The organism is Amycolatopsis sp. NBC_01286, from assembly GCF_035982555.1.
Taxonomy (GTDB): Bacteria; Actinomycetota; Actinomycetes; order Mycobacteriales; family Pseudonocardiaceae; genus Amycolatopsis.
In genome coordinates, this window is record NZ_CP108428.1 from 6,887,098 (window position 1) to 6,910,347 (window position 23,250).

The 23,250-nt window shown below is 70.8% G+C and carries 20 protein-coding genes and 2 pseudogenes; 15 read left to right on the plus strand and 7 right to left on the minus strand.

Features of this window, described 5'->3' with window-relative positions; translation table 11 throughout:
- Nucleotides 1-96 precede the first annotated feature (96 nt).
- Nucleotides 97-633, plus strand: coding sequence for a DUF305 domain-containing protein (locus OG570_RS32445; RefSeq protein WP_326952864.1), 537 nt, complete (start codon nt 97-99; stop codon nt 631-633).
- Between the two features lie 204 nt (nt 634-837).
- Here the strand turns inward: OG570_RS32445 and OG570_RS32450 are convergent, their stop codons facing one another.
- On the minus strand, nt 838-1,764 hold the full coding sequence (locus OG570_RS32450) for a DUF1996 domain-containing protein (protein ID WP_326952865.1): 927 nt from the start codon (nt 1,762-1,764) through the stop codon (nt 838-840).
- Nucleotides 1,765-2,710: 946 nt separating this feature from the next.
- Between OG570_RS32450 and OG570_RS48410 the strand changes: the two are divergent.
- A pseudogene (locus tag OG570_RS48410) lies at nt 2,711-2,809 on the plus strand (IS5/IS1182 family transposase); the annotation flags it as partial.
- A 32-nt stretch (nt 2,810-2,841) separates the two neighbouring features.
- Here the strand turns inward: OG570_RS48410 and OG570_RS32455 are convergent.
- Nucleotides 2,842-3,012 carry a hypothetical protein gene (locus OG570_RS32455; RefSeq protein WP_326960373.1) on the minus strand — a complete coding sequence of 57 codons (171 nt, stop codon included), beginning with the start codon at nt 3,010-3,012 and terminating at the stop codon, nt 2,842-2,844.
- Nucleotides 3,013-3,101: 89 nt separating this feature from the next.
- On the opposite strand from OG570_RS32455, the gene OG570_RS32460 reads away from it, so the two are divergent.
- Entirely contained in the window at nt 3,102-3,581 is a 480-nt protein-coding gene (locus tag OG570_RS32460; protein WP_326952866.1) for a DUF4383 domain-containing protein, read from the plus strand.
- An 88-nt stretch (nt 3,582-3,669) separates the two neighbouring features.
- A complete protein-coding gene (locus OG570_RS32465; protein ID WP_326950156.1) occupies nt 3,670-4,899 on the plus strand; it encodes a low temperature requirement protein A in 1,230 nt (409 codons plus the stop codon).
- 38 nt (nt 4,900-4,937) lie between these two features.
- Here the strand turns inward: OG570_RS32465 and OG570_RS32470 are convergent, their stop codons facing one another.
- Complete coding sequence (locus OG570_RS32470; protein WP_326952867.1) at nt 4,938-6,158, minus strand: PP2C family protein-serine/threonine phosphatase; 1,221 nt, start codon at nt 6,156-6,158, stop codon at nt 4,938-4,940.
- 290 nt (nt 6,159-6,448) lie between these two features.
- On the opposite strand from OG570_RS32470, the gene OG570_RS32475 reads away from it, so the two are divergent.
- The 7 genes and pseudogenes from OG570_RS32475 to OG570_RS32505 all read left to right on the plus strand — a co-directional run bounded on the left by OG570_RS32475 (nt 6,449) and on the right by OG570_RS32505 (nt 12,327).
- The gene (locus tag OG570_RS32475; RefSeq protein ID WP_326952868.1) at nt 6,449-7,045 is read left to right on the plus strand and encodes a hypothetical protein; all 597 of its coding nucleotides are present in this window, start codon (nt 6,449-6,451) and stop codon (nt 7,043-7,045) included.
- A gap of 238 nt (nt 7,046-7,283) precedes the next feature.
- Nucleotides 7,284-7,814 carry a flavodoxin domain-containing protein gene (locus tag OG570_RS32480; protein WP_326952869.1) on the plus strand — a complete coding sequence of 177 codons (531 nt, stop codon included), beginning with the start codon at nt 7,284-7,286 and terminating at the stop codon, nt 7,812-7,814.
- Nucleotides 7,811-9,229: a DUF4389 domain-containing protein gene (locus OG570_RS32485; RefSeq protein WP_326952870.1), complete on the plus strand. Its 1,419-nt coding sequence runs from the start codon at nt 7,811-7,813 to the stop codon at nt 9,227-9,229. The genes OG570_RS32480 and OG570_RS32485 overlap by 4 nt, the downstream gene beginning before the upstream one ends.
- A gap of 34 nt (nt 9,230-9,263) precedes the next feature.
- Nucleotides 9,264-10,163: a universal stress protein gene (locus OG570_RS32490; RefSeq protein ID WP_326952871.1), complete on the plus strand. Its 900-nt coding sequence runs from the start codon at nt 9,264-9,266 to the stop codon at nt 10,161-10,163.
- A 201-nt stretch (nt 10,164-10,364) separates the two neighbouring features.
- Nucleotides 10,365-10,490: pseudogene (locus OG570_RS32495) on the plus strand (CBS domain-containing protein); the annotation flags it as partial.
- 89 nt (nt 10,491-10,579) lie between these two features.
- Complete coding sequence (locus OG570_RS32500; protein WP_326952872.1) at nt 10,580-11,485, plus strand: universal stress protein; 906 nt, start codon at nt 10,580-10,582, stop codon at nt 11,483-11,485.
- Nucleotides 11,486-11,682: 197 nt separating this feature from the next.
- Entirely contained in the window at nt 11,683-12,327 is a 645-nt protein-coding gene (locus tag OG570_RS32505; protein ID WP_326952873.1) for a response regulator transcription factor, read from the plus strand.
- On the opposite strand, the gene OG570_RS32510 is transcribed toward OG570_RS32505, so the two are convergent.
- Nucleotides 12,317-13,294 carry an Acg family FMN-binding oxidoreductase gene (locus OG570_RS32510; protein WP_326952874.1) on the minus strand — a complete coding sequence of 326 codons (978 nt, stop codon included), beginning with the start codon at nt 13,292-13,294 and terminating at the stop codon, nt 12,317-12,319. The two genes, OG570_RS32505 and OG570_RS32510, sit on opposite strands and share 11 nt — an antisense overlap.
- Before the next feature lie 133 nt (nt 13,295-13,427).
- Between OG570_RS32510 and OG570_RS32515 the strand changes: the two genes are divergently transcribed.
- From OG570_RS32515 to OG570_RS32525, 3 genes are all read left to right on the plus strand, one after another.
- Entirely contained in the window at nt 13,428-15,179 is a 1,752-nt protein-coding gene (locus OG570_RS32515; protein WP_326960226.1) for a sensor histidine kinase, read from the plus strand.
- A gap of 128 nt (nt 15,180-15,307) precedes the next feature.
- The gene (locus tag OG570_RS32520; protein WP_326952875.1) at nt 15,308-17,935 is read left to right on the plus strand and encodes a GNAT family N-acetyltransferase; all 2,628 of its coding nucleotides are present in this window, start codon (nt 15,308-15,310) and stop codon (nt 17,933-17,935) included.
- A 17-nt stretch (nt 17,936-17,952) separates the two neighbouring features.
- The gene (locus tag OG570_RS32525; RefSeq protein WP_326952876.1) at nt 17,953-19,452 is read left to right on the plus strand and encodes an Acg family FMN-binding oxidoreductase; all 1,500 of its coding nucleotides are present in this window, start codon (nt 17,953-17,955) and stop codon (nt 19,450-19,452) included.
- Here the strand turns inward: OG570_RS32525 and OG570_RS32530 are convergent.
- From OG570_RS32530 to OG570_RS32540, 3 genes are all read right to left on the minus strand, one after another.
- A complete protein-coding gene (locus OG570_RS32530; protein WP_326952877.1) occupies nt 19,373-20,059 on the minus strand; it encodes a hypothetical protein in 687 nt (228 codons plus the stop codon). The two genes, OG570_RS32525 and OG570_RS32530, sit on opposite strands and share 80 nt — an antisense overlap.
- Before the next feature lie 733 nt (nt 20,060-20,792).
- Nucleotides 20,793-21,467 carry a CBS domain-containing protein gene (locus tag OG570_RS32535; RefSeq protein WP_326952878.1) on the minus strand — a complete coding sequence of 225 codons (675 nt, stop codon included), beginning with the start codon at nt 21,465-21,467 and terminating at the stop codon, nt 20,793-20,795.
- Between the two features lie 60 nt (nt 21,468-21,527).
- Complete coding sequence (locus OG570_RS32540) at nt 21,528-22,133, minus strand: DoxX family membrane protein (RefSeq protein WP_326952879.1); 606 nt, start codon at nt 22,131-22,133, stop codon at nt 21,528-21,530.
- A gap of 226 nt (nt 22,134-22,359) precedes the next feature.
- Between OG570_RS32540 and OG570_RS32545 the strand changes: the two genes are divergently transcribed.
- Complete coding sequence (locus tag OG570_RS32545) at nt 22,360-23,250, plus strand: universal stress protein (protein ID WP_326952880.1); 891 nt, start codon at nt 22,360-22,362, stop codon at nt 23,248-23,250.

Sequence of the window (23,250 nt, forward strand, 5' to 3'; positions counted from 1 at the left end):
TATCTTCGCCCTATCCGGCTTCGACCGTTCAACGGCTAAGCCCCATGGCCCATTCGCAGGTTGACTTCACCGGCGGGCATAGCCTGTAATCGGTGCATGCGCATTTTTCTTGGATTGGGCATCATGGGCATGATATGCGTCGGCGGCTGCGCCACCAGCAATCCATCCACAAGTGCATCCGCCTCCACCGCGGTGTCATCGTTCACTGCTACGGACCGCGCGTGGATTGAGATCAACATAGCCATGGACGAGCAGCTTGTTCCGATGCTGAACCTGGTCGACGGCCACACCGGATCCGCGGCTGTCCGCGACCTCGGCAAAAAAGCCGACGCTTCGACGAAATCGGAGCTGTCGGATCTGCGGCGGCTTCACGACCAGGCCGGCCTCCCGGCGGAAAACCCCCACAAGGGGATGGAGATGCCGGGGATGGTTTCCTCGAGCCAGATCACGCGCGCCGGCGCTTTGCGCGAGGCGGATTTCGACAACTACTTCAAAAAGTGCCTGCGCGATCACCTGGACCAAACGGGACGTTTGGCGCTCGGCGAGAAGTCGTCCGGCAAGGAACCACAGACCGTGAGCCTGGCTTCGCGAGTCCTGCAGGAACAAGACCATCTCGCCGCACTGGTTCAGTAGCGGCACCCGGCGGGGTGTCACGCCGGCGTGATCAGGCCGGACGTCGAGCCGTCACCATCCGAGGGGCGGCAACGCTTTCGGCCGGTGCACCGTGAAGTACGCGTGGGCCATCATCTCCGAGACGATGACAGCGAAAGCCCGGGACGAAGGCCGCCGTGCCGGCCGATCGGGACGACTCGGCACGGCGGCCACCTGCCGTCGCTCTCAGCCGCCGGTGAAGCTCGGCGTGGTCCCGCACTTCGCGTTCTGGTTCAGGCAGGTCTTGACCAGTGCGGCCAGTTTGATGTGGTCCCAGCCGTTCATGAAGTCACCGTGCATCGACGACGCCATGCCGGACGACAGCGCGAGGCCGTCGCCGCCCAGGATGTCGTAGTTGACCATGTACGACAGGTTCGGCACCGCGACCGGGTAGGCTCCCTGGCACTTGCCGGCGACCGGGTCTCCCATGTGCGACTTGTGGTCGGGCGAGTCGATGTGCTTGCCGTCCCAGCAATCCTTGAACGGGAGTTGAAAGATCAGGTTCCCGCCAGGGGCGCACACCGGCCAGTTCCCGTCGGCGCTCCGCCCGACCTCGGCGCTGCCCGCGCACCAGAACTGGTTTCCCTGCCCCCTCGGCGTGGGTACCTGCAGCTTGGCGTCACCCTGCACCATCACCAGCCCGGGCGGGAACGGCCGGACGGCCGACGGGTCGGAGACCCGGGAACCGTAGTAGATGCGCATGCTCTTGAACGGAACGGCCACGCCGTTCCTCTGCAGCTGCGGTACCCAGTAAGCGGCGTTGTCACCCAGGGAGTTGCACGTCGTCGACCCGGCGGCGAGAAGCGTTTCCGTGGTCATGAAGGCGTCGTTCCTCGGCCCGAAGAACGTGTGCATATGGGAGGCGCCGGACAGGCCGGGGAAGATGATCGCGTCGTCCTTGGCTTCGTTCGCGATCGTGCAGTCGGTGTGGAACTCGGGGACCCTCGTCGTCCCGGCCGGCACCGGCGGCGGCACGATGCCCTGGTAGTCGGCCAGTTCGCGTTGGTACCGGGCCTGGTCCACATCCACCCAGCCGGCATCCGCCGCGATGGAGTTGCCCGAAGCTCCGGCCGCAGCGGACCCCGGTCCGTTGGTTTCGCTCGCGCCGGCCACGAAGGCCGTACTCCCGGCGAGCGCCAGAGCGAGGGCCGCGGTGAGGGCGGCCCGGGTCCGAAGCCGGTACTGCCGAGGTCGGCAACCAGCCCGATTCAACATACTTCGCATTTGAATATCCCTGCTTTCGCTGTCGAAATTCTGTCAGCTCAATTCTTCGAAACATTCGAACAGAAGATCGGACGCACCGAACAGTCATGTATGACGAAGATCTGGATCAATGCAATCGCGGATACGTCGTGGTACCGGATCGTCTCGAGTGCCCAGGCTTCGTGGTGATGCCGCTCGCGTCGGCGAACGCGATCAACCGTGAAGCGAAACCGGGGGGTGCGCGCGGTCGCCGATGGGGAGATGCGCAAATGAACACGCACGACAAAGCCGGCGCCGGCACACCATTGTTCGCGGTAGAGTCCGTTGCCGCGCAGAAGTCCTGCGGCAACGACTCGATCCTGCGGACACGGGGGCAACACGCAGGCGACCCGCGGCTGTGCCCGGGGGTGCTGTGGCGCGTCGTGGTCGGGAGAACGTCTTTGATCTCATCGAGCCCACCTGGTCAGTCGTGATCCATCGTGCCGCGCGCTACGCGCGTCACGATGCCGATACGAGCGCACCGCTCGCATCGGCATTCGGGTGATGTAGCAGACCTACCACTGAAGCTTGGTCATGCCCCGTGAACTGACGGGTATGACGTTTGGGGCAGTGGAGCATCAACCAACCCGAGATGCTGGAGTGGTCCAGGTGGCGGCCGCGGAACCGGTTCCATCGAGGCAACTGACAGTAAACCGTGTCGGTTGGGGGACGTCAAGACGCTTGACTGCAAATTTCCCACCAAGTCCGGGCTCGCCGGAGCGGTCCTAGCTTGACACCGAGGTGAAGGCGGCAGCGAGTTTTGATGGCACCGCTCGTGGATCAGCTCGTGGCTCGGGCGCCGGTGATCATTCAGTTTCCCGAATACGGAGTACGTCGCCAAGGTGGCGGACCGGCGCGGGCAGACGACCGGGCGGCGTTCACGGCGATCGTGTTCGTGCTGACCGGCGGCTGCGCTCGAAGTACCGTTCGTCCAAAAAGGACACCTGGTTACCGGCGGCCGATCTCGTTGGCGTCGTCGCCGGAGAGTGCGAGCGCCTCGAAGGCCAGTTCGAGTTCGCCGATGGTGCCGTGGCGGCGCACGTAGATGTCCTGGGCGGCGGCGATGTTGACCGGCAGTTCTTCGCAGCTCGGGTGCCCTCGACGTGCCGGCTCAAACATCCGCGCACCCGCGGCGTGAGCCCGGACTCGTTGCCGTTTCCAGGGACCGGCCCCGGGTAACCGCGTAGCCCGGCAGAACGGAGGGCACCATGCCCACCTCCACCGACCAGTCTTCCGCCGAAAGGCGACGTCACGGCGCGCCGATGCGGCTCGCCGCGCTGGCCGCCGGCGTGGTCTACCTCCTGCTCGGGGTGATCGGGTTCTTCGTTCCCGGCAACGCCGGGTCGACGTCCGCCGGTCCGTTCGGGACGCACGCGACCCAGTACTCGGTGCTGATCTTCAGCGTCAGCCCGCTCCTGAACGCCTTGCACACCCTCGTCGGCGTACTGGGCGTCGTGGCCGCGCGCAAGGTCTCCAGCACCGCGATCTACGCACTCGCCGTCGCGATCGGCTTCGCGGGGTTCAGCGCCTACAGCGTCCTCGTGGTCTCCGTCGGCACCGGCGACCGGTTCAACCTCAATTGGGCCGACGTCATCCTGCACCTGGTGACCATGGCCGGTGCCGCTGTGGTGTCCGCCCGGTCGTTCCGCACGGTGCGAGCTCAGCGAGACGCGGTCACCGGGTCCTGATCGGGCGCGGCGGTCCGGTTCGCCGCCGCGAGGATGGGTAGCCCCGGACGACCGGTACCCGACGTGGGGCCCGCGATGGGAGGTGCTCGTGAGCACGGAGACCGAACGCGAGCCGATGGTCCGGCCGCCGGCTCTGCGCACCGGCCAGGAGGCGTCGACGAGCAACCTCGAGCTGTTCTTCGACCTCGCCTACGTGCTGGTCGTGAACGAACTCGCGGTCGCGTTCCTCAAGCACCTGACGTGGTCCGGACTCGGTACGTTCGTCGCGCTGTTCGTCGCGATCTGGATGTCCTGGGTCGGGTACACGCTCTACGCCAACCGGTTCGACACCGACGACGTCCTGTTCCGGATCGGCAAGCTCGCCGCGACGCTGTCGATCGCCGGGTGCGCCGCGAGCGCCGCGTCCGCGACGTCGTCGTTCTCCACGCCGTTCGCGGTGTGCTTCCTCGCCGGCCGGGTGATCCTGCTGGTGCTCCACGTCCGGGCGTGGCGGCACGTCCCCGACGCCCGGAGCACCATCGGCGTCTACCTCGCCACCCTCGCCGTGAGTTCCCTGTTGTGGGCCGTGTCGCTGGCCGTCGAGGGACCGGCGCGGTATTGGCTGTGGGGCGTGGCGGTCGCCGTCGACGCCGTCGGCCCGGTCGTCGCGACCTGGCGCGACAACCACCTCCCGCTGCACCTGGAGCACCTGCCGGAGCGGTTCGGGCTCTTCGTGATCCTCGTCCTGGGGGAGGCCGTGGGCGGTGCGGCCATCGGCGTGCACGACGCCGAATGGACCCCGGCCGCGGTCGCCGTCGGTGTCGCCGGGTTCGTCATCGCCGCCGCGATGTGGTGGATCTACTTCGACACGGCCGCCGCCGTCGGGGCGGCCGCGCTGCGCCGGCGCGACGACGAAACCCGGGACGGCGCGCCCGCCGACGAACGGCACGACCTGTTCGTCTACGGCCACCTGCCGCTCGCCCTGGGCGTCGTGCTGACCGGAGTCGGTGTCGAAGAACTCGTGCTGCACCCGGAGGCGGCGCTCCCGTCGGGCGCCGGCTGGATCCTGGCCACCGGGGTCGCCCTGTTCCTGGTCGGATCGGCTCTCGTTCTCGGCGGCAGCAGTCATTCCTGGCGGGCGATCTGGCCGTGGCCCGTCGCCGCCGTCCCGATCGTGCTGGTTGCGGCCGCGTTCGGGCACCACCACGCGCTGCTGCTCGTGGCGGGACTGGCGCTGCTGTGCCTCGCCCTGGCCGTGCGGGGAACGGTGGGCCGCCGCCACGGCGGGCCCGGTCCGACGCCATCGGCGGTGCGGAAGACACCTCGGACCACGGAGTAACCGCACGCCCGGCTGCTTTGCCGATGGCCGAGCGGAGGTCAGAGTGTGGGGAGCAGGGTGTCCTGGTTGGTGGTCGTCCACTCCAGGATCAGCAGGGTGGCGTCGTCCTGGAGCCGGCCGTCCTGGTGGTCCAGCACCGCTCGGACCACCCGGCGCAGGGTCTCCGGGGCGGGCAGGCCCGCCGCTTCGTGGCGTTCGGTGAGGTCGGCCAGCCGTTCCAGGCCGAACTGCTCACCCGCCGGGCTGCGAGCCTCCGTGACGCCGTCGGTGTAGAACAGCACCCGGTCGCCGGGCTGGAGCTGTTCACGCTCGACGACGGGCTCGCGGCGCTGGAAGTCCCCGAGGCCCAGCGGGGTGCGGCTCACGGTGTCCAGCAGCCGCACCACCCGCCCGTCGCGCAGCACGGCCGGCGGCGGGTGCCCGGCGTTGAGGTAGTGCAGCTCGCCGGTGCCCAGGTCCAGGTGGGCGAGGAACGCCGTCGCGTACGACATCGAGTCGGCCGGGCGGTGGCCGGCGATGGTGTGGTCCGCCAGCTCGGCCGCCTCGATCAGGTCGGCGCCGCCGCGGCGGGCGTTGCGCGTGGCCGCCAGCGCCATCGAGGTGATCAGCCCGGCGTGCAGGTCATGGCCCACCGAGTCGAAGATGGCCACCGAGGCGCGGTCGCCGTCCACGGCGTAGTCGAAACCGTCGCCCCCGACCTCGTCGTAGGGCTCCATCGCGGCGGCGATCACCACCCGGTCGGTGGCGAACACCTTCGGTGGCAGCAGCTGCCAGAGCAGCTCCGCGGCCACCGACAGCGGCTTGCCGCGACGCACCCGGTGGAACAGGTCGCTGTAGAGCTGCTTGCTCAGCACCAAGTGCGCGATCTGCCCGGCCAACGTCCAGCAGTTGCCGCGCAGGACCTTGTCCCGCGGGTCGGTCCCGTCGGGGAGGGTGAGCCGCAGCGCGCCGAGGCGTTCGGTGCCGTCGAGCACCGGCAGCCACAGGTGTGACGGCTCCCCGTCGGCCGCGACGACGATCTCGAGCCGGCCGAACGCCCGCCCCGCCAGGGTGGCGTCGACCGACAACGCCGGGCCGTCCGCCGGCCGGACCGGGTGCAGTTCCCGCTGGCCGAGGTCGACCAGGTACAGCCGCGCCGACAGCCCGACCAGGGCGGTCACGTCGTCGAGGATGGCGGGCAGGTCACCGGCGGTCGCCAGGTGCGACCGGTTGACGATCTCCGCGAAGACCGTGTGCCATGAACGATCCTCGGCTACCACTCCCGCAGGGTAGAGGACCGGCCCAGGCGCCGACTGGGCGCGGGGCTCGGCGCCTTCGTACGGCATGTTGCGTTCTCAGGCCTACGCGTGCAGCCGACACCGGGGCACGGTGCACCGGTCGCCGCCCGCCTGGGAACGAGTGCGCGGCCGTCGGTCGATTCGCAACAGTCAGGACGTCGTGCTCGCGGGTGGACGCACGTGGCCGAACGGAGCGGACATCGGCTGTAACGCTGTTCGCATGAGCAAATAGCTCCGTGTCGTTTCGGCAGGTCCGGGCTTACCTTCGGGCGGTGACCAACGAACTGACCATTCCGCTCCTGCCCTGTCCTTCCATCGATGAGATCGCGTCGTTCTACGAGATGCTCGGCTTCGAGATCACCTATCGGCAGACGCGGCCGAACCCGCACGTCGCGGTGCGGCGGGAAGACATCAATCTGCACTTCTTCGGGATGGACGACTACGACCCGGCGCAGTCGTACAGCACGTGCCTGGTCATCGTGGCGGACACCGGCGAGCTGTTCGAGGCCTTCGCGGCGGGGATGCGTTCCGTGCACGGGAAACTGCTCGTCTCCGGAATCCCGCGGATGACCCGGCCGCGGCTGCGCAACGACCGGTACACCGGGTTCACCGTCGTCGATCCGGGCGGTAACTGGATCCGGATCACCAAGGCCGCCCAGGAACCCGAGGCGCGGACCAAGCTCGCCAAAGCCATGGAGAACGCCGCGAGGCAGGCGGATGCGCGCGGCGACGAAGGCCAGGGGCTGAAGATCCTGGAAGGCGCGTTGAAGCGGGCGACCGGCGACGAACCGGAGTTTCAGGCGGTGCGGGAGTTCCGCGACGAGCTCGTCGAACGGATCAAGGGGTCCGAGCCGCGTCCAGGCGCTTGAGCGCGGCCCTGACCACCTCGGGATCGGGCGGAGGTGTCGGGAGAGACTCGCCATCCACGCGCTTGTGCGCTACTACGGGAGGATCGTCGACTGCCCGTGCGGCGTGGCTGACGACGATCGTGGACGGCACAGCAAGGAGAACCGGGCCCGAGCCGCAGGCCGGACTCAGTGACTTTCGGCAAGTCCCAGGGGACATTCGCCCCTGAACCGGGAGCCGCCCCCGCGTGAGGGTGGAAGCATGAGAATCCTCGTGACGGTGGCCAGCCGACATGGCGCCACCAGGGAAATCGCCGAGAACATCGCCACCGCGTCCGGCGCGGCGCTGACCTACGCCGGCGTGCGGTCACAGATAGAGACCCGCGACGCGAGCCTGGTGACTTCGGTCGAGGGCTACGACGCCGTGGTCCTCGGTTCGGCTGTCTACATGGGACACTGGCTCGAGCCGGCCGTCAAGTTCGCCGAGACCTTCGTGGACGAACTCCGCAGGCTACCGGTCTGGGTGTTCTCCAGCGGCCCCGTCGGCGAACGGGACCAGCAGGCCGACGAGCCGGCCGGCGCCGCCGACGTGGTGATGCGGCTCGGGGCTCGCGGGCACCGGCTGTTCGGCGGGAAGATCGAGCACCACGCCTTGCACCTCTCGGAGCGGGCGATGGTCGCCGCGTTGCGCGTCAAGGACGGCGACTACCGCGACTGGCCGTCGATCCGGTCCTGGGGCCGCGAAATCGGCGCCACCCTCGCGGTGACCGAGGTTGCCGGGAGCCGGTCATGACGGCGCCACGCAGCTACCCGGTCCGGGTCGAAGCCACCCTGGACGAGCCGCTGTCGCGCGGACTGTGGCTGGTCAAGTGGCTCCTCGCGATCCCGCACTACGTCGTGCTGGCGTTCCTGTGGTTCGCCTACCCGTTCGTCACCATCGCGGCGTTCTTCGCGATCCTGGTGACCGGCCGCTACCCGCGCTCGCTCTTCGCCTTCACCTCCGGTGTGCTGCGCTGGAGCTGGCGGGTGCAGTACTACTCCTACGCCGGGCTCGGCACCGACCGCTACCCGCCGTTCACCTTCGCCGACGTCCCCGATTACCCGGCGCGGCTCGAGATCGCCTATCCGGAGCGGCTTTCGCGTGGGCTGGTGCTCGTGAAGTGGTGGCTGCTGGCCATCCCGCACTTCGTGATCGTCGGCGTGTTCGCCGGCGGCGGCAGCTGGCTGATGTTCGGCAACGGCGACGGCAGCGATGGTGGCTTCGACTGGGCCGCCGGGGGTCTCGTCGGCGTGCTGGTGCTGGTCGCCGGGGTGGTGCTGCTGTTCACCGGTCGCTACCCGCGGCCGATCTTCGACTTCGTGCTCGGCATGGACCGCTGGGTGCTGCGCGTCGCGGCCTACGTCTCGCTGATGACCGACGAGTACCCGCCGTTCCGCCTGGACATGGGCGGCACCGAGGCCGCTGCCGAACCACCGCACCCGCAACCTCAGCCGGCGCACGCGTCCACCTGGACCGGCGGGCGGATCGTCGCCGCGGTCTCCGGCGCGGTGCTGCTGCTCGGCGCGATGGGCCTGCTGACCGGCGGCGGCGCACTGCTGTGGGCCGACCGCACGCAACGCGACGCCGACGGTTACCTCACCGGCTCCACGACGCTGGCGTCGGACAGCTACGCGGTTCTGACCGACCCGGTGCGGATTTCCGGCGCGCCGGACGTCGTCACGGCCGTCGGGGATGTCCGGATCCGCGCGACCGCTACCGACGGCCACCCGCTCTTCGTGGGCATCGGCCGTTCCGAAGCCGTCGCCGGCTACCTGGCCGGGACCGAGTTCACGACCTTGGGCAGCGTGGCCGGCAACCGCTCCGGTGATCGAGTGCACCCCGGCGGAGCGCCGGCCACCCCGCCCGGTGACGCCGGTGTGTGGACGGCGACCGCGTCCGGCTCAGGCACTCAGACCGTCTCCTGGCCGGTCGGTGACGGGCAGTGGACCGCCGTCGTGATGAACGCCGACGGCTCGCGCGGGATCTCCGTGCGCGCCGAAGCCGGAGCGACCGCGCCCGCGATCGGCTGGATCGCCCTCGGCTTGCTGCTCGCCGGCGCGGTACTGCTGGCGGGTGGCGCCCTGCTCATCGGGTTCGCCGCGCACCGAGCGCACCACGCCGGCCCGCCGGTCACCCCGGTTCCGCCCGAGCTGCCGAGCCACGTCTGATCCGTCCACTGTGACCGTTGAAGGAAGGAAACCCATGTACGGATTCATCGTCGCCGGGATCGACGGTTCGTCCTCGGCGGTGCAGGCAGCCGTGTGGGCCGGTACCGAGGCCCGCCGCCGGGGCCGCCCGCTGCGGCTGGTGCAGGTCTACACCCTGCCGAATGTGCGCTCCCCGATCGCGTTCGGATCGCTGGACCAGGTGCGGGAAGGCCTGGCGGAACGGGCCGAAGAGTGGCTCGCCGACGCGCGGGCCGCCGTACTCGCCGAGCACCCGGGCCTCGAGATCACCACGGCCGCCCGGGAATGGAGCCCGGTCACCGCGTTGATCCAGGAGTCGCAGCACGCCGAGCTGGTGGTGCTGGGCTCGCGCGGGCTCGGCGGCTTCACCGGTCTGCTCGTCGGGTCGACCGCCGTGTCGGTGGTGGCGCACGCGCACTGCCCGATCGTCGTGGTTCGCGGCCGGACGCCGCACAGCCCGCCGCCGGTCACCGGTCCGGTGCTCGTCGGCGCCGACGGCTCACCCGACAGTGAAGCCGCGTTGGCGTTCGCCTGCGAAGAGGCGCAGTTGCGGGGAACCGGGCTGACCGTGGTGCACGCCTGGACCGAAATCCTCACCGACGACGTGCCGCGGCTCTATCCGCTGCACGTGGACGCGGCCGCCATCGAGCGCACCGAACGCGCGAAGCTCACCGAGCAGATGGCCGGCTGGCAGGAAAAGTACCCGGACATCCCGATCGAGTTCGACGTCACCCGCGGGCGGCCGGTACGCACGCTGCTGGAGCGCGGGGAGGACGCTCAGCTCATCGTGGTCGGTTGCCGCGGTCTCGGTGGGTTCACCGGCATGCTGACGGGCTCGACGAGCCAGGCGCTCATCGTGCACTCGCCGTGCCCGGTGGCCGTCGTGCGACCCCAGCTGGCCGGGACCGGGTCGTGAGCACCTGCGGGAGTGACCGGCGCCGCTCGCGCTGACCAGCTGGGTGCCCGGGGCATGGCACGACCTGCGCAAGGATCTTCGTCCTTTGTGGACGTATCCGGTCGAAGGGACGTAAGTCCCCGCGACCGGTGACCGACGCCAGCTGTGCCCGGGGTGCCGCCTTCCTAGGTTGGGAAGTGAGACGAAAGGCAGGGACACCCGATGCGAGCACGCGACCTGATGACCGCGCCGGTGATCACCGTGCAGCCGTGGACGTCCGCCAAGGAGGCGGCCGAGCTGCTGTCCACGCACGGCTTCACCGCGCTCCCCGTGGTCGACGACGACGACCCCGACCGGCACGTCGCCCAGCTGCCGGCGCTGGCCGTGCCCGGCGTCGTCACCGCCGACACCGCTTATGCAGGTCAGGAGCAGAACCGATGAACACCATCGACCCGAGGATCACCGTGGGCGTGGACGGCTCCGCCGGTTCCACGGCCGCGCTCGCGTGGGCCGCCAAGACCGCGTCCCTGCGTCACCTGCAGCTGCGGATCGTGCACGGGCTGCAGCTCACCAGCCTCTACTACGGCGGTGGCCTGCCTGGCGCCGGCGCCGGTGCGTTGTTCGACGCGATCCAGGCCGACGGTGAACGGATCATCGCCGACGCCCGCGGCCTCGCGACGTCCATCGACAAGGACCTCGTCATCACGACGGAACTGCCGAACGCCCCGCCCGTGCCGATGCTCATCGACGAGTCCCGGCACGCCCGGATGCTCGTCGTCGGCCGGAGCGGCGCCGGCGGGTTCACCGGCATGCTGGTCGGCGCGACCGCGGCCACGGTCGCGAGCCACGCGCACAGTCCGGTCGCCCTCATCCGCGGACGCGAGGACACCTCGATGGTTCCGGACTCGGGCCCGGTCGTGGTCGGCATCGACGGCAGCGCCAACAGCGAGCCCGCGCTCGGCGTCGCGTTCGAGGAGGCCTCCCTGCGCGGTGTCCCGCTGGTCGCGGTCCACGCGTGGAACGACGTCACCTACGAGGACACCCACGGCACCGCCCGGATCCTCACCCAGCCCGAGACCCTCGAAGAGGGGGAGCAGCGGCTGATGGCAGAGCGGCTCGCGGGCTGGCGGGAGAAGTACCCCGACGTCGAGGTTCGGCCCCTGCTGGTGCGCGACCGGCCCCGCCACATGCTGCTCGAGGCGAGTGAGACCGCGCAACTGGTCGTCGTCGGCAGTCACGGCCGCGGCGGCTTCACCGGCATGCTCCTCGGCTCGACCAGCCAAGCGCTGGTTCAGCACGCCCAGTGCCCGGTGCTCGTCGTCCGCCCGGAGCGGAAGGCATGACCGCGGCTCGATGCCCGGCGGCATCGTACTGACCGGTGGACGCACTCGGCGGGCCGCGAACTACTTCGCGGCCCGCCGAGTGCGTCGCCCCGAAGTGACCTCCGGCGCCGGTTGGAGGTCTTTGGTCGTCTTCCCGAAGACTCTCACGGTCGTACGCTGATCCCGTCGAAGATGTTTCCCGTCACAGGAGGTCGGAGATGCTCCGCGTCTTTCTCGTCGACGACCACGAGGTCGTCCGCCGCGGCGTTGCCGACCTGCTGGACGAGGACGAAGAGCTGACCGTGATCGGCCAGGCCGGCAGCGTCTCGCAGGCCTTGGCCCGGATCCCGGCGCTCGACCCCGACGTCGCGGTGCTCGACGTCCGCCTGCCCGACGGCAACGGCATCGAGCTGGCCCGCGAGCTGCGTTCCAAGCTGCCGGAGCTGAAGGTCTTGATGCTGACGTCCTACACCGACGAGCAGGCGATGCTCGACGCGGTGATGGCCGGGGCCAGCGGGTTCGTCATCAAGGACATCAAGGGCATGGACCTGGTCTCGGCGGTCCAGGACGTCGGCGCGGGCAAGTCGCTGCTCGACGCGCACGCGACGGCCGCGCTGATGGCCAAGCTGCGCGAGAGCCAGGCGAAGAAAGGCCCGTTGTCCGACCTGTCCGACCAGGAGCGGAAGCTGCTGGAGCTGATCGGCGAAGGCCTGACCAACCGGCAGATCTCCGAGCGGATGTTCCTGGCCGAGAAGACCGTCAAGAACTACGTCTCGCGCCTGCTGACCAAGCTGGGCATGGAACGCCGCACCCAGGCCGCCGTCCTCGCCACCGAGCTGCGCCAGCACGGAACTAGGCGCTGAGCCGGTCCGGTTCCAGCAGGACGTCGTCCAGCGAACGGCGCGGCGTCCACGACGCCGGCGTGCCGTGGCCGAGGCGCAGCACGACCTGCGGCCACAGCCCGCCGCCCAGCAGGGTGCGCAGCTCCGCCCGGACCGCGGGGACCTCGACCGGCTGCGGGACGAACGACGCGTCGAATCCGGCGGCGGTGGCCGTCAGCAGGACCCGCTGCATCGCCTGGCCGGCCCGGATCCGGTCGGCCTGCTTGTCATCGAAGGAGCCGACGACCACGACCAGTGGATCGGAGTCGTCGGCCAGGCCCCGCCGTGGCGAGCCGAAGTCGCCCGAGATCCGGTCGCTGTCATCCGAAGGCATCCCGTCGGGGACGCCGTCCCGGCTGTCCTGGGGGCGAGCGGTCCACTGCCGCCACTCGGCCATGAACGCGGGATCGGTCACCTGAGCGTGGTGGCTCTTGTGCACCAGGTCGCGCAACCGGTCCAACTGGTGCGCGTCCAGCCGGGGCAGCCAAGCCTGCTCGGCCTCGGCGGCGTGGCGCAGCTCGGCGACGACCGCGTCCGGGATCACGACCGTCTCGAACGGGGCGCGGTTCGTGTGGCGCCGGGGGATCGCGTCGGCCAGCCGGACGAGCCGCCGGTCGGGCTTGCGGGCCGCGAACGGCCGGATCACCGCGAGCAACGTCGGGTTGTCACGGCGGGGCAGCAGCGTGGTGGCCGGGTGCGCGCCCAGCGCGTGGATCGCGGTGCGCAGGTTGAACAACGCGGCCCCGCAGGAGAGCAGCAGTTCCCGCTGGTCGGCGTCGGCCACCGGCAACGCGCGGTCCGGATCGGCGTGCAGCTCGATCCCCGCGGCCGTGCAGCGGAACCGCCAGGGCTGCGTGTTGCGCGTCGACGGTGCGAGCACCGCCGCCCCGAGCACGGACTTCACCTGATCGGGATCCAGCAGGCCGATCGAGGTGATGGGTGGTGTCATGGTTCCCTCTCGGTGCCGTCGGGCGGCACACTGTGGTTCCGGACAGCTTCCAGTGACGGTCTCTCGTGCCACCGGACGGCGGAAAGGGGAGAAAGTCACCAGCGGTGAGGCTGGAGTGGACAAGGTGAAGGTCGTGGGCACGGTGTCGGTGAACGAATCCGGACAGCAGCCCGACTACGGCTCCCGGCGGACGGCCGGGACGCTGTCGGGGCTGCGGCTGCGCGAGGTCCTGCGCGATCTGCAGGATCGGATCGAGCTGCTGATCGGCACCCGCGACAAGATGGACGGCCTGCTGGACGCGGTGCTGGCCGTCGCGTCCGGGCTGGAGCTGGACGCCACGCTGCGGCGCATCGTGCAGGCCGCGATCGAGCTCGGCGAGGCGAAGTACGGTGCGCTGGGCGTGCTCGCCGACGACGGCTCCCTGTCCCAGTTCATCTACCTCGGGATCGACGACGAGGCCCGCCGGCTGATCGGCCACCTGCCCGAGGGGCACGGTGTCTTGGGCGTGGTCATCGAAGAAGCGAAACCGTTGCGGCTCGAGGAGATCTCGGCCCATCCGGCGTCGGCCGGTTTCCCGGCACACCACCCGCCGATGCACTCGTTCCTCGGCGTGCCGGTCCGGGTGCGTGACGAGGTGTTCGGCCGGCTGTACCTGACCGAGAAGAAGAACGGCGAGCCGTTCACCGACGACGACGAGGTCGTCGTGCAGGCACTGGCGGCCGCGGCCGGCATCGCGATCGAGAACGCCCACCTCTACGAGCAGGCACGCGTGCGGCAGCAGTGGCTGGCCGCGACCAGCGAGGTGACGACCGAACTGCTGGGCGGCACCGACCCGGCCGAAGCGCTCGACACCATCGCGACCCGCGCCCTGGAGCTGACCGGCTCCGACGTCACGATGCTCGCCCTGCCGAACTCCGGCCGGCTCGACGTCGACGAAGACTGGGGCAACGACGCCGACGACCTCACCGTCACCGTCTGCGCCGGGGCCCGGGCGGCCGAGCTGTCGGGCCTGCACATCGACCTCGAAGGCAGTGTGCCCGGCGCGGTGTACCGGGACCGGACGCCGCGCAGCGTCCCTGAACTCGCGCTCGGCGAATACCGCTTCGGGCCGGCACTGGTCGTGCCGCTGCGAGCCGGTGACCGCACGAGCGGCGTGCTCATCACGGTCCGGGAGACGGGTGCGCCGCCGTTCGGTGCCACCCAGCTCTCGGTCGTCGCGTCCTTCGCCGATCAGGCCGCGCTGGCGCTGCAGCTGGCGGCGCAGCAGCGGGCCGCCCGCGAGCTGGACGTGCTCGGCGACCGCGATCGGATCGCCCGTGACCTGCACGACCACGTGATCCAGCGGCTGTTCGCGGTGGGCCTGTCGTTGCAGAGCACGCAGCGGCGCACGAAGTCACCGGAGCTGCAGAAGCGGCTCGGGGACAGCATCGAGCAGATGCACGAGATCGTGCAGGAGATCCGCACCGCCATCTTCGACCTGCACGGCGGCGCGGCGGGGGAGACCGGGATGAGGCTGCGGCACCGGCTGCACGACGCGATCGCCGAACTCACCGACGACGCACCGGTGCACCCGACGATCAGCATGTCCGGCACGCTCGACACGGTGCCCGCACAGCTGGCCGAGCACGTCGAAGCGGTGGTGCGCGAGGCGGTCAGCAACGCCGTCCGGCACGCGGAGGCCTCGACGTTGTCCGTGTCGGTCGCGGTGAAGGACAACGTGCTGCGCATCGTGGTGATCGACGACGGCAAGGGCATCCCCGCCGACATCTCGCCGAGCGGTCTCGGCAACTTGCGCGACCGCGCGGAAGCCGCGGGCGGGCGGTTCACCCGCGAACCGGGGCCCGAGGGCGGCGTGAAGCTGGAGTGGTCGGCGCCGCTCGGCTGATCGCAGCGCACTTCGGTGACGAAGGTCCTCGGAGTTCGGGTAGTCCGGCCGCGTCGCGGCGCCCCCGGTCCGAGGTCTCCTTGACAGGCGACGCCAGACCGTCCTGGTGCCGCCCGAGGAGGGACAGCATGAGTGTGGACGTGGGCTCCCGAGCCCTGCTCGCGGACGGCGACGTGGTGCTGGTGCGCCCGTTGCACCCGGCCGACACCGCCGAGGTGCTGGGCCTGCACACCCGGCTCACCGAGCAGGACACCTACTTCCGGTTCTTCGGCGCTCGACCGTCCATATTGGACAAACTCGCCGGGGAGATCGCCGCGGAGACGGGTCCTGGCCACTACGCCGTGGGCTGCTACCTGCGCGGTGAGCTCGTCGGCGTGGCGAACTACGAAGTCCTGAAGGACTCCACCGACGCCGAAGTCGCGCTCGTCGTGGACGCGGCCGTGCGCACGCAGGGGGTCGCGACCCTGCTGATGGAACACCTCGTCTCCCACGCCCGGCAGACGGGCCTGAAGCGCTTCGTCGCCGAAGTGCTCGCCGAGAACGCCAAGATCATCCACGTCTTCGCCGACCTCGGGCTGCGGTTCGAGGCGAGCGTCGGCGGCCCCGAGCGGGACGTCGTGATGGTCCTCGAGGAGGACACCGCCTACCTGGACGCGGTGCTGAAGCGCGACTCCGTCGCCGATGCAGCCAGCCTGGCCCACGTGCTCAAGCCTGCCTCGATCGCGGTGATCGGCGCGGGACGGCGGTCCGGATCGGTCGGACACGCGGTCCTGGCCAACCTGGTCGCGTCCGGCTACCCGGGTCCGGTCGAGGTGGTGAACCCGCACGCCGGCGAGATCCTCGGCGTGCCGTGCGCGGCGAGCGTCGCCGAGCTGTCCCGGACGCCCGAACTCGCCGTGATCTGCCTGCCCGCCGCGGCCGCCGCCGACGCCGTCGAGGCGTGCGGCGAGCGGGGCGTGCGCGCCGTGCTCGTGATCTCCTCCGGCCTGACCGGGACCCCGGCGGGGACCCGGGTCCGCGAAGCCGTCAGCCGCTACGGCATGCGGCTGGTCGGCCCCAACTGCCTCGGCATCGTCTCCACCGACCCCGTCTGCCCGCTGAACCTGACGTTCCTGGCCGGGAAGGTCGAACCCGGCAACATCGGCGTGGTCACCCAGTCCGGCGGTGTGGGGATCGCGCTCGCGGAGTCGCTCGGCGATCTCGGTCTCGGCATGTCGAGCCTGGTCTCGACCGGCGACAAGTACGACGTCAGCGGCAACGACCTGCTGATGTGGTGGACGGCCGACCGCCGGACCGAAATCGCCGTGCTCTACCTCGAATCGTTCGGCAACCCCCGCAAGTTCAGCCGCGTCGCCCGGCAGCTGGCCAGTACCCGTCCGGTACTCGCCGTCCGCTCGGGCAGCGGCGGGACCGCGCAGCGCGCCGCCGCGTCGCACACCGCCGCCGCCGCGACCCCCGCCGTCACGCGTGACGCGTTGTTCGAACAGGCCGGGATCATCGCCGTCGACACCGTCGCCGAGCTGGTCGACGTGATCGCCGGGCTGTCCTGGCAGCTGCTGCCGGGCGGGCCTCGCGTGGCCGTGGTCAGCAACGCCGGTGGCGCCGGGGTACTGGCCGCGGACGCCTGCGAGCGCGAAGGCCTGGTGATGGCGGAGCTGTCCGACGACACCCGGGCACGGCTCGCGAAGCTGTTGCCGGCCGAAGCCGCGGTGCGGAACCCGGTCGACACGACCGCGGCCGTCCCCGCGGAGGTGTTCGCCGACGCCCTGCGCGCCGTGCTGGCCGACGACGGCGTGGACGCGGTGATCGCCGCGACCGTACCGACCGCGGTCGGCGACCCCGGGACCGCGCTCGCCGCCGTGCTCCTGCCCGAGTTCAAGACCGTCTTCGCGGTGCGGCCCGGGCAGCGCGCCCGCGTCGCCCCGCTGGTGCCCGGCACCGGGGTGACGGCGTGCTACGACGACCCGGCCGCGGCCGCCGCCGTCCTGGCCCGGCTCGTCCGCTACGAGGAGTGGCTGAACCGGCCCGACACCGGCGGATCCCTGACCCCGCTGGAAGATCCCGATGCATTGCGCGCGTTCGCCGCCGGACGCGAAGGCTGGCTGGCGCCCGCGGACGCCGTCGAACTGCTGCGCCTGGCCGGCATCCCGATGGTGGAAACGACGTACGTCAAGACCGGCGACTCGATGGATGCCGTGGTCTTCGACCCGGCCTCGGCGGTCGTGCTGAAGGCCGACGCCGAAGGCCTGTTGCACAAGTCGGCAGGCGGAGGCGTACTGCTGAACGTGCGCGGTGCCGAGATCCCCGGCGCGTTCCGCACCTTGCGCTCCCGGTTCGGCGCCGCCCTGCGCGGGGTCACCGTCCAGCCGATGGCCGAACCAGGCCGGGAAGTGCTGGTCGGCGTGCGCTCGGACCCGGTGTTCGGGCCCCTGGTCGTGTTCGGCCTCGGCGGTGTCGACACCGACCTGATCGCCGATCGCGCCGCTCGCCTGGCCCCGCTCGCCGGGGCCGACGCCGACCTGCTGCTCGACGGCCTGCGCTCGGCGAAAGAGCTCTGGGCGGCGCGGCTCGACCGGGCGGCCTTGCGCGAGCTGCTGCTGAAGGTCAGCCGGCTGGCCGAGCTCGTTCCCGAGCTCGCCGAACTGGACCTCAACCCGGTGCGGGTCCGCTCCGAGGGCTGCACGGTGCTCGACGTCCGCGCCCGGTTCGAACGGCCCGCGCTCACCGACCCGTTCCTGCGCCGGTTGCGGGACTGAGACGCCGGAGGAATGCCGTGCGAGTGCTGACCCTGAACCCCGGTTCGCCGAGCATGAAGGTTTCGCTGGTCGCCGACGGCACCGCGGTCGGCTGGACCGCGTGGGACCTGGCCGACCCCGGCGCGGTCGCCCAGTCGATCCGTCGCTGGTCCGATGTGGACGCGATAGCCGTCCGGTTCGTCCACGGTGGGGAGCAGAAAGCGCCGGCGAACTGCTCGCAAGCCTCGAACAACTCACCGCGCTGGCCCGAACCACCAGCCGCTGTCGCGGGAGGTGCGCCGGACGTCCCGGTCGTCGCCTGCTTCGACACTGCCTTCCACGCCGAGATGCCGGAAGTCCCGACGACCCGGTCCGGTGGCCGGCTCCAGCGCGGCGGCCAGGCGACGAAAGTCCCTCGGCAAGTGGACGAACGCCGATATCCGGGCCGGCGGCGGAACCGTAGCGTCGGCGATGCACCTCGCTCCGGCAAGGACTTGCCGCCGCTGGCCGTTATCGCGGCGAACCGGCTGATCGGATCATCCATTGTGGAGGGAGCGGCGATGGCCGGGGATTGGACGAAGACCGAGACCGAGGTGCTCGTGCAGTCGATGACGCGGGCACCGTCGGTGCACAACCTCCAGCCGTGGCTGCTCGACATCGGACCGGACGAACTCGTCGTGCGTGAACGCACCGAGCTGCGCCTTCCCCAGCACGACCCGCTCGGCCGGGACCGGGCCGCGTCCTGCGGTGCCGCCGTGGCCAACCTCGAAGTCGCGGTCCGGACGCTCGGCCGGGCGCCGGGCGTCGAACTCCTGCCCGACCCGGCGCGGCCCGACGTCGTGGCCCGCATCGCCGCCGGGACCGCGGCGGCGCCCACCGCGGCGGACCTGCACCGGTTCGGCGCGATCGCCCGCCGTGCCAGTCACCGCGCGCCCTTCGAAGACGCCCCGGTCCCGGCGGTCGCGTTGCGGCTGATCGGCGAGACGGGCGCGGTGCCGGGTGTCGAGGCCCGCCTGGTCCGGCCCGGCAGGGAGGTCGCCGTGGTGGCCAGGCTGCTGCACGTCGCCGCGGAGCACTTCAAGGCTGACGGTGCCTACCAGCGAGAACTGTCGCTGTGGACGATCCGCGACGAACAGGCCCACCGGCACGGGGTCGGCCTTCCCGCGAGCCGCGTGCCGGCGGGATCGGTGCCCTGGGCCGGGCTGATCCGCCGCGCCACCGAGCTGCCCGACACCGCGGAGATCGAGGCGCGCTTGGCCGCGGAGTCCTTGCTGGTCTTCGTCACCGCCGACGACACCCGCGCCGACCACGTCCGGGCCGGGTACGCGATGGAACGCGCCTGGCTGACCGCGGTCGACCTGGGGCTGGTGGCCGCCGTGCTCACGCAGCCACTGCACCTCGAACCGATCAGGGCCGCTCTGCGCGCGGATCTGACATTGAGCGGGTTCCCGCAGGTTCTCATGCGCGTCGGGTACAGCAGTGAACCGGATCCGGCCGGGCCACGCCGGGCGGTGGAAGAGGTCCTGCACCAGCCCTGAACGTGCGCGCCGGGGTGGCGGCGTTCGTCGTCCGGCTCGCTCGCCGGCGAAGGTTCCCGAGGTGCAGGACGATCGTCAGGATCACCAGCGGGACGTGGATGGCCGGCAGGTTCCTGGCGAGCCAGGGCGGCAGGTAGATGTCGGTGACCGAGCCGTGGTCGTCGCCGAGTGACTCGGCGACGTCGGTCAGGGGGCAGCGCAGCCCGTTGGCGATGAAGACCGCGCATTCGGTGACGACCACGGCGCCGGCGATCGCGGCGCGCCGGTCGCTGCGCTTCGCGAATCCCGCGTACAGCAGGTAGGCCACGCACGACTCGACGGACAGCCAGACGAGGGTGTGGACGACCTTGATCGCGATGAGTGCCCGGCTGGTCCGTGCGGCGCCGGTACGCCTCGGTTGTTCCCGGTTCCCGGATGTCGGCATCGTTTCTCCCTGCCCATCTTCGTCGGCGAGCATGCGTCTCGGTGGCGGATCAGGGGCCGAGGGATCGGCCTCGTGGAGGACGTCGCGGACGCCCGGCGAGCCGTCGAGGACGAGCACGTCGGCTCGGTCGCCGGGGCGTAGGAGACCGATGCCGCGGTCGGGCAGGAAGCCGGCGGGCGACACCGCCGGTCACCGTGAACTCGACCGAGCCCATCCGGTAGGTCCCCGTCCGGGCACCCGCCCGCGGCCAGGTCGTCGGTGACGAGGACGACCCGGCCACGTGCCGCCCGGAAGGCGAGCCGGATCGCTTCGGGCGAGAGGTGACTGGGATCGGCGATCACCCCGACCGCGACGTCGTCACGGGTCAGTGCCGCGCCCACGATTCCGGGGTCGCGGTGGGTGAACGGCCGCATCGCGTCGAAGAGGTGGGTGACCAGCCGGGCGCCGCGTCGCTGTGCCCGCAGGAGACGCGGACCCCGCTGCGCACCAGGAACACGACCAGTTCCAGCGCCCCGGGCAGCTCCGGCGCCAGCGTCACCTGAGTGACCGACCCGGCGGCCAGCAGCCGTTCGGTCAGCTCGATGTCCGGGGCGCGCAGCAGCTCCGCAGGATGGGTTCCGGCCCGTTTCGGGGACAGGAAAGGCCTCTCCAGGTGGACGCCCAGGATCCGTGCGCCGCCCGGGCGCGACCGGGCCAGGTCCGCCGTCGTGATCGCGGCGATCGTCGACGCCGGCGAACCCGTTGACCTGCAGGTCGATCAGGCCGGGCACAGCCAAGCCGGTTCCGGCGGCCGCGACCCCGATCGCGCTCACCCGTCCGGTTTCCCGGTCCACCTCGACGTCGCCCTTCCGGTACTCGCCACCGACCAGCGCACCCGCGACACCCAACCGCATGATGTGTCCCCTTTCGAGCGTGTTCAGGTCGCGGTGCTGTGCGCGCGGTGGCCGGTCCAGACGAAGTCCATCCGGTTGCGGACGTCCACGACGCCGGCGACCGCGCGGGTCATGCGTTCCGCGGTCGCCACGTCGGCCTCGTACTCGAGCCGGCCGGTCAGCAGGACCACCCCGTGCTCGACGCTCGCGCGCACGTTGTTCCGGTTGGCGTGCAAGGCTTCGTCGAACACGGTGCGGTCGACGTCGGACTGCAGGTCGTCGTCGGTGCGCAGGAAGCTCCGGAGCACGTCGCGTCGAGCGATGACGCCGACCAGCTTCTCGTCCTGCAGCACGAACAACCGGCGGACGTTGTTCTGCGTGAGCAGACGGGCGACCGCGGGCAAGGTGGCGGCGGGCGAGGTGGTGTCGGATGCCGTGGACATCAGTGTCGCCGCGGTCTGACCGGCGGCTTTGCGCCAGTCCTCTTTGGTCAGATGACCGGCGAAGTGCGGGCAGCCGGCACCGGGTACGTCGTCTTCGTGCGCTTGGCGGCAGAGCAGGTCCGCCTCGGTCACCACGCCGATCACGGCGCCGTCCGGGGTCACCACCGGCACGGCGCTGACGCCGTGGGTGACGATCACCTGGACGAGGTCCTTGAACGGCAGCTCCGGCGCGACGGTGATCACCTCGCGGGTCATCACGTCGCCGACCGTTGTCATGGCTTGCACGGTGTTCTCCTATGGTGTCGCAGTGTCCTTTGTGGATCGGACGCGTTCTTTTCAGCGGAGCCAGGGGGTGCGGCGGACGAGGTCCAGCTTCGCCCAGCGGTGGCCGAGGCCCCAGGTGTCACCCGCGGCGAAGGCGGCCAGGGCGATGAGGACGACGAGGTAGACGAGGTGGTAGTCGATCAGGGGGTTGGTCGAGGACGTGGCTGTGCCGGCCGAGGTGGACTGGGCGAGTGGCCATTCGGCGATCCACATGAGTGCGAGCAGGATGGTGCCGGCGGCGGCGGCCGGGCGCAGGGCCACGCCGAGCAGGAGGGCGATGCCGAGGCCGAGCAGGGCGAGCATGAACAGCCAGTCGGCCCAGCCGGCGCCGGCCCAGTCGCGCAGCGTCGACTGCATGGGGCCGACTTGGACGTGGCCGAGGAAGCCCTTGGTCGGGGAGCCGCCGCTGATCCAGGCTTGCGCCGGGCTGGTGGAGTAGCCCAGTCCGAACAGTTTGTCGAGGAAGGCCCAGAGGAACGTCAGGCCCATCATGATGCGCAGGACGGCGAGCGCCGGGCCGCGAGCGGAGGAGCCCGGCTTGGGCCGCTCGGCTGTCCGCGCTGTCTGGCTGGGGATGAAGGGGGTGGTCGGGGACGGGCTGCGGTCCTGGACGGACATCGTGGTCTCCTTTTTGGTTGTGCCCAGAGCATGGGCCGTCGTGCGGGCCGGGCACTGGTGCCGAAATCCCCGGATCGCGGTGACTTTGGTGCACCGTCCGGCCGGTCGCGCGCGGGAAGCAGGGAAGAAAGTCACCGGGAAACGCGGTGGAATCCTCTGGTGCCCGGCTTTCCCGGAGGAACAGGCTCGGGTTCCACCAGTTCGCGACACTCGAGGAGTTCCTCTCATGGCCGACAACACAACCAGGCAGCAGATCATCGTCGGCGTGGACGGATCGGCTTCGGCGTTGCAAGCCGCGCGCTGGGCGGGCGACGAGGCCGCGCGCCGGCATCTGCCGGTGCGGGTCGTGCACGCGGTGTCGATGCCCGCGCTGTCCTACGGCGCCGGCGTCCGGCCACCGGACGGATTCTCCGAGGTCCTGGAAACGCAGGGCCGCCAGTGGCTCGCCGACGCCGAGGCCGCCATCCGGTCAGGCCACCCCGACCTGGAGATCCACGCCGACCTGGCGACGGGTAGCCCGGTGACCGAACTGCTCGAGGCCGCGGCGGACGCCCGCCTGGTCGCGCTCGGCTCCCGAGGACTGGGCGGGTTCAGCGGCATGCTGACCGGTTCCACGGTGGTGGCGATGGTCGCGCGGGGCCGGTGCCCGATCGTGGTGGTCCGTGGCGGCGGCCGTGAGAACGGCCCGGTGGTGCTCGGCATGGACGGCTCCCCGGCGAACGAGCCCGCGATCGCGGTGGCCTTCGACGAGGCGTCGTCGCGGGGAGCGGATCTGGTCGCCGTGCACAGCTGGCTGTCGGTCTCCGCGGGCACCGCACACACCCTCGGCCAGCAGCTGCTCGACGACTTCGACGCCCTCGAGGGCAACGAACGCGAACTCCTGGCGGAACGGCTCGCCGGCTGGCAGGAGAAGTACCCGGACGTCACGGTTCGGCGCGTCGTCGCGCGGGACCACCCGGTGCGCTGCCTGCTCGACCACTCCGCCGACGCCCAGCTGCTCGTGGTCGGGAGCCGCGGCCTCGGTGGCTTCTCCGGCATGCTGACGGGGTCGACGAGCCAGGCGCTGATCCACCACGCCACCTGCCCGCTTCTGGTCGTCCAGTCACCCACACCGTGA

Excerpts from the sequence above, each read along its gene's own strand:
- OG570_RS32480 (WP_326952869.1), top strand. The coding sequence starts at position 7,284 with ATGAGAATCCTCGTGACGGTGGCCAGCCGACATGGCGCCACCAGGGAA.
- OG570_RS32535 (WP_326952878.1), bottom strand. The coding sequence starts at position 21,467 with ATGACAACGGTCGGCGACGTGATGACCCGCGAGGTGATCACCGTCGCG.
- OG570_RS32460 (WP_326952866.1), top strand. The coding sequence starts at position 3,102 with ATGCCCACCTCCACCGACCAGTCTTCCGCCGAAAGGCGACGTCACGGC.
- OG570_RS32485 (WP_326952870.1), top strand. The coding sequence starts at position 7,811 with ATGACGGCGCCACGCAGCTACCCGGTCCGGGTCGAAGCCACCCTGGAC.
- OG570_RS32545 (WP_326952880.1), top strand. The coding sequence starts at position 22,360 with ATGGCCGACAACACAACCAGGCAGCAGATCATCGTCGGCGTGGACGGA.
- OG570_RS32505 (WP_326952873.1), top strand. The coding sequence starts at position 11,683 with ATGCTCCGCGTCTTTCTCGTCGACGACCACGAGGTCGTCCGCCGCGGC.
- OG570_RS32520 (WP_326952875.1), top strand. The coding sequence starts at position 15,308 with ATGAGTGTGGACGTGGGCTCCCGAGCCCTGCTCGCGGACGGCGACGTG.
- OG570_RS32455 (WP_326960373.1), bottom strand. The coding sequence starts at position 3,012 with ATGTTTGAGCCGGCACGTCGAGGGCACCCGAGCTGCGAAGAACTGCCG.
- OG570_RS32540 (WP_326952879.1), bottom strand. The coding sequence starts at position 22,133 with ATGTCCGTCCAGGACCGCAGCCCGTCCCCGACCACCCCCTTCATCCCC.
- OG570_RS32490 (WP_326952871.1), top strand. The coding sequence starts at position 9,264 with ATGTACGGATTCATCGTCGCCGGGATCGACGGTTCGTCCTCGGCGGTG.
- OG570_RS32510 (WP_326952874.1), bottom strand. The coding sequence starts at position 13,294 with ATGACACCACCCATCACCTCGATCGGCCTGCTGGATCCCGATCAGGTG.
- OG570_RS32500 (WP_326952872.1), top strand. The coding sequence starts at position 10,580 with ATGAACACCATCGACCCGAGGATCACCGTGGGCGTGGACGGCTCCGCC.
- OG570_RS32445 (WP_326952864.1), top strand. The coding sequence starts at position 97 with ATGCGCATTTTTCTTGGATTGGGCATCATGGGCATGATATGCGTCGGC.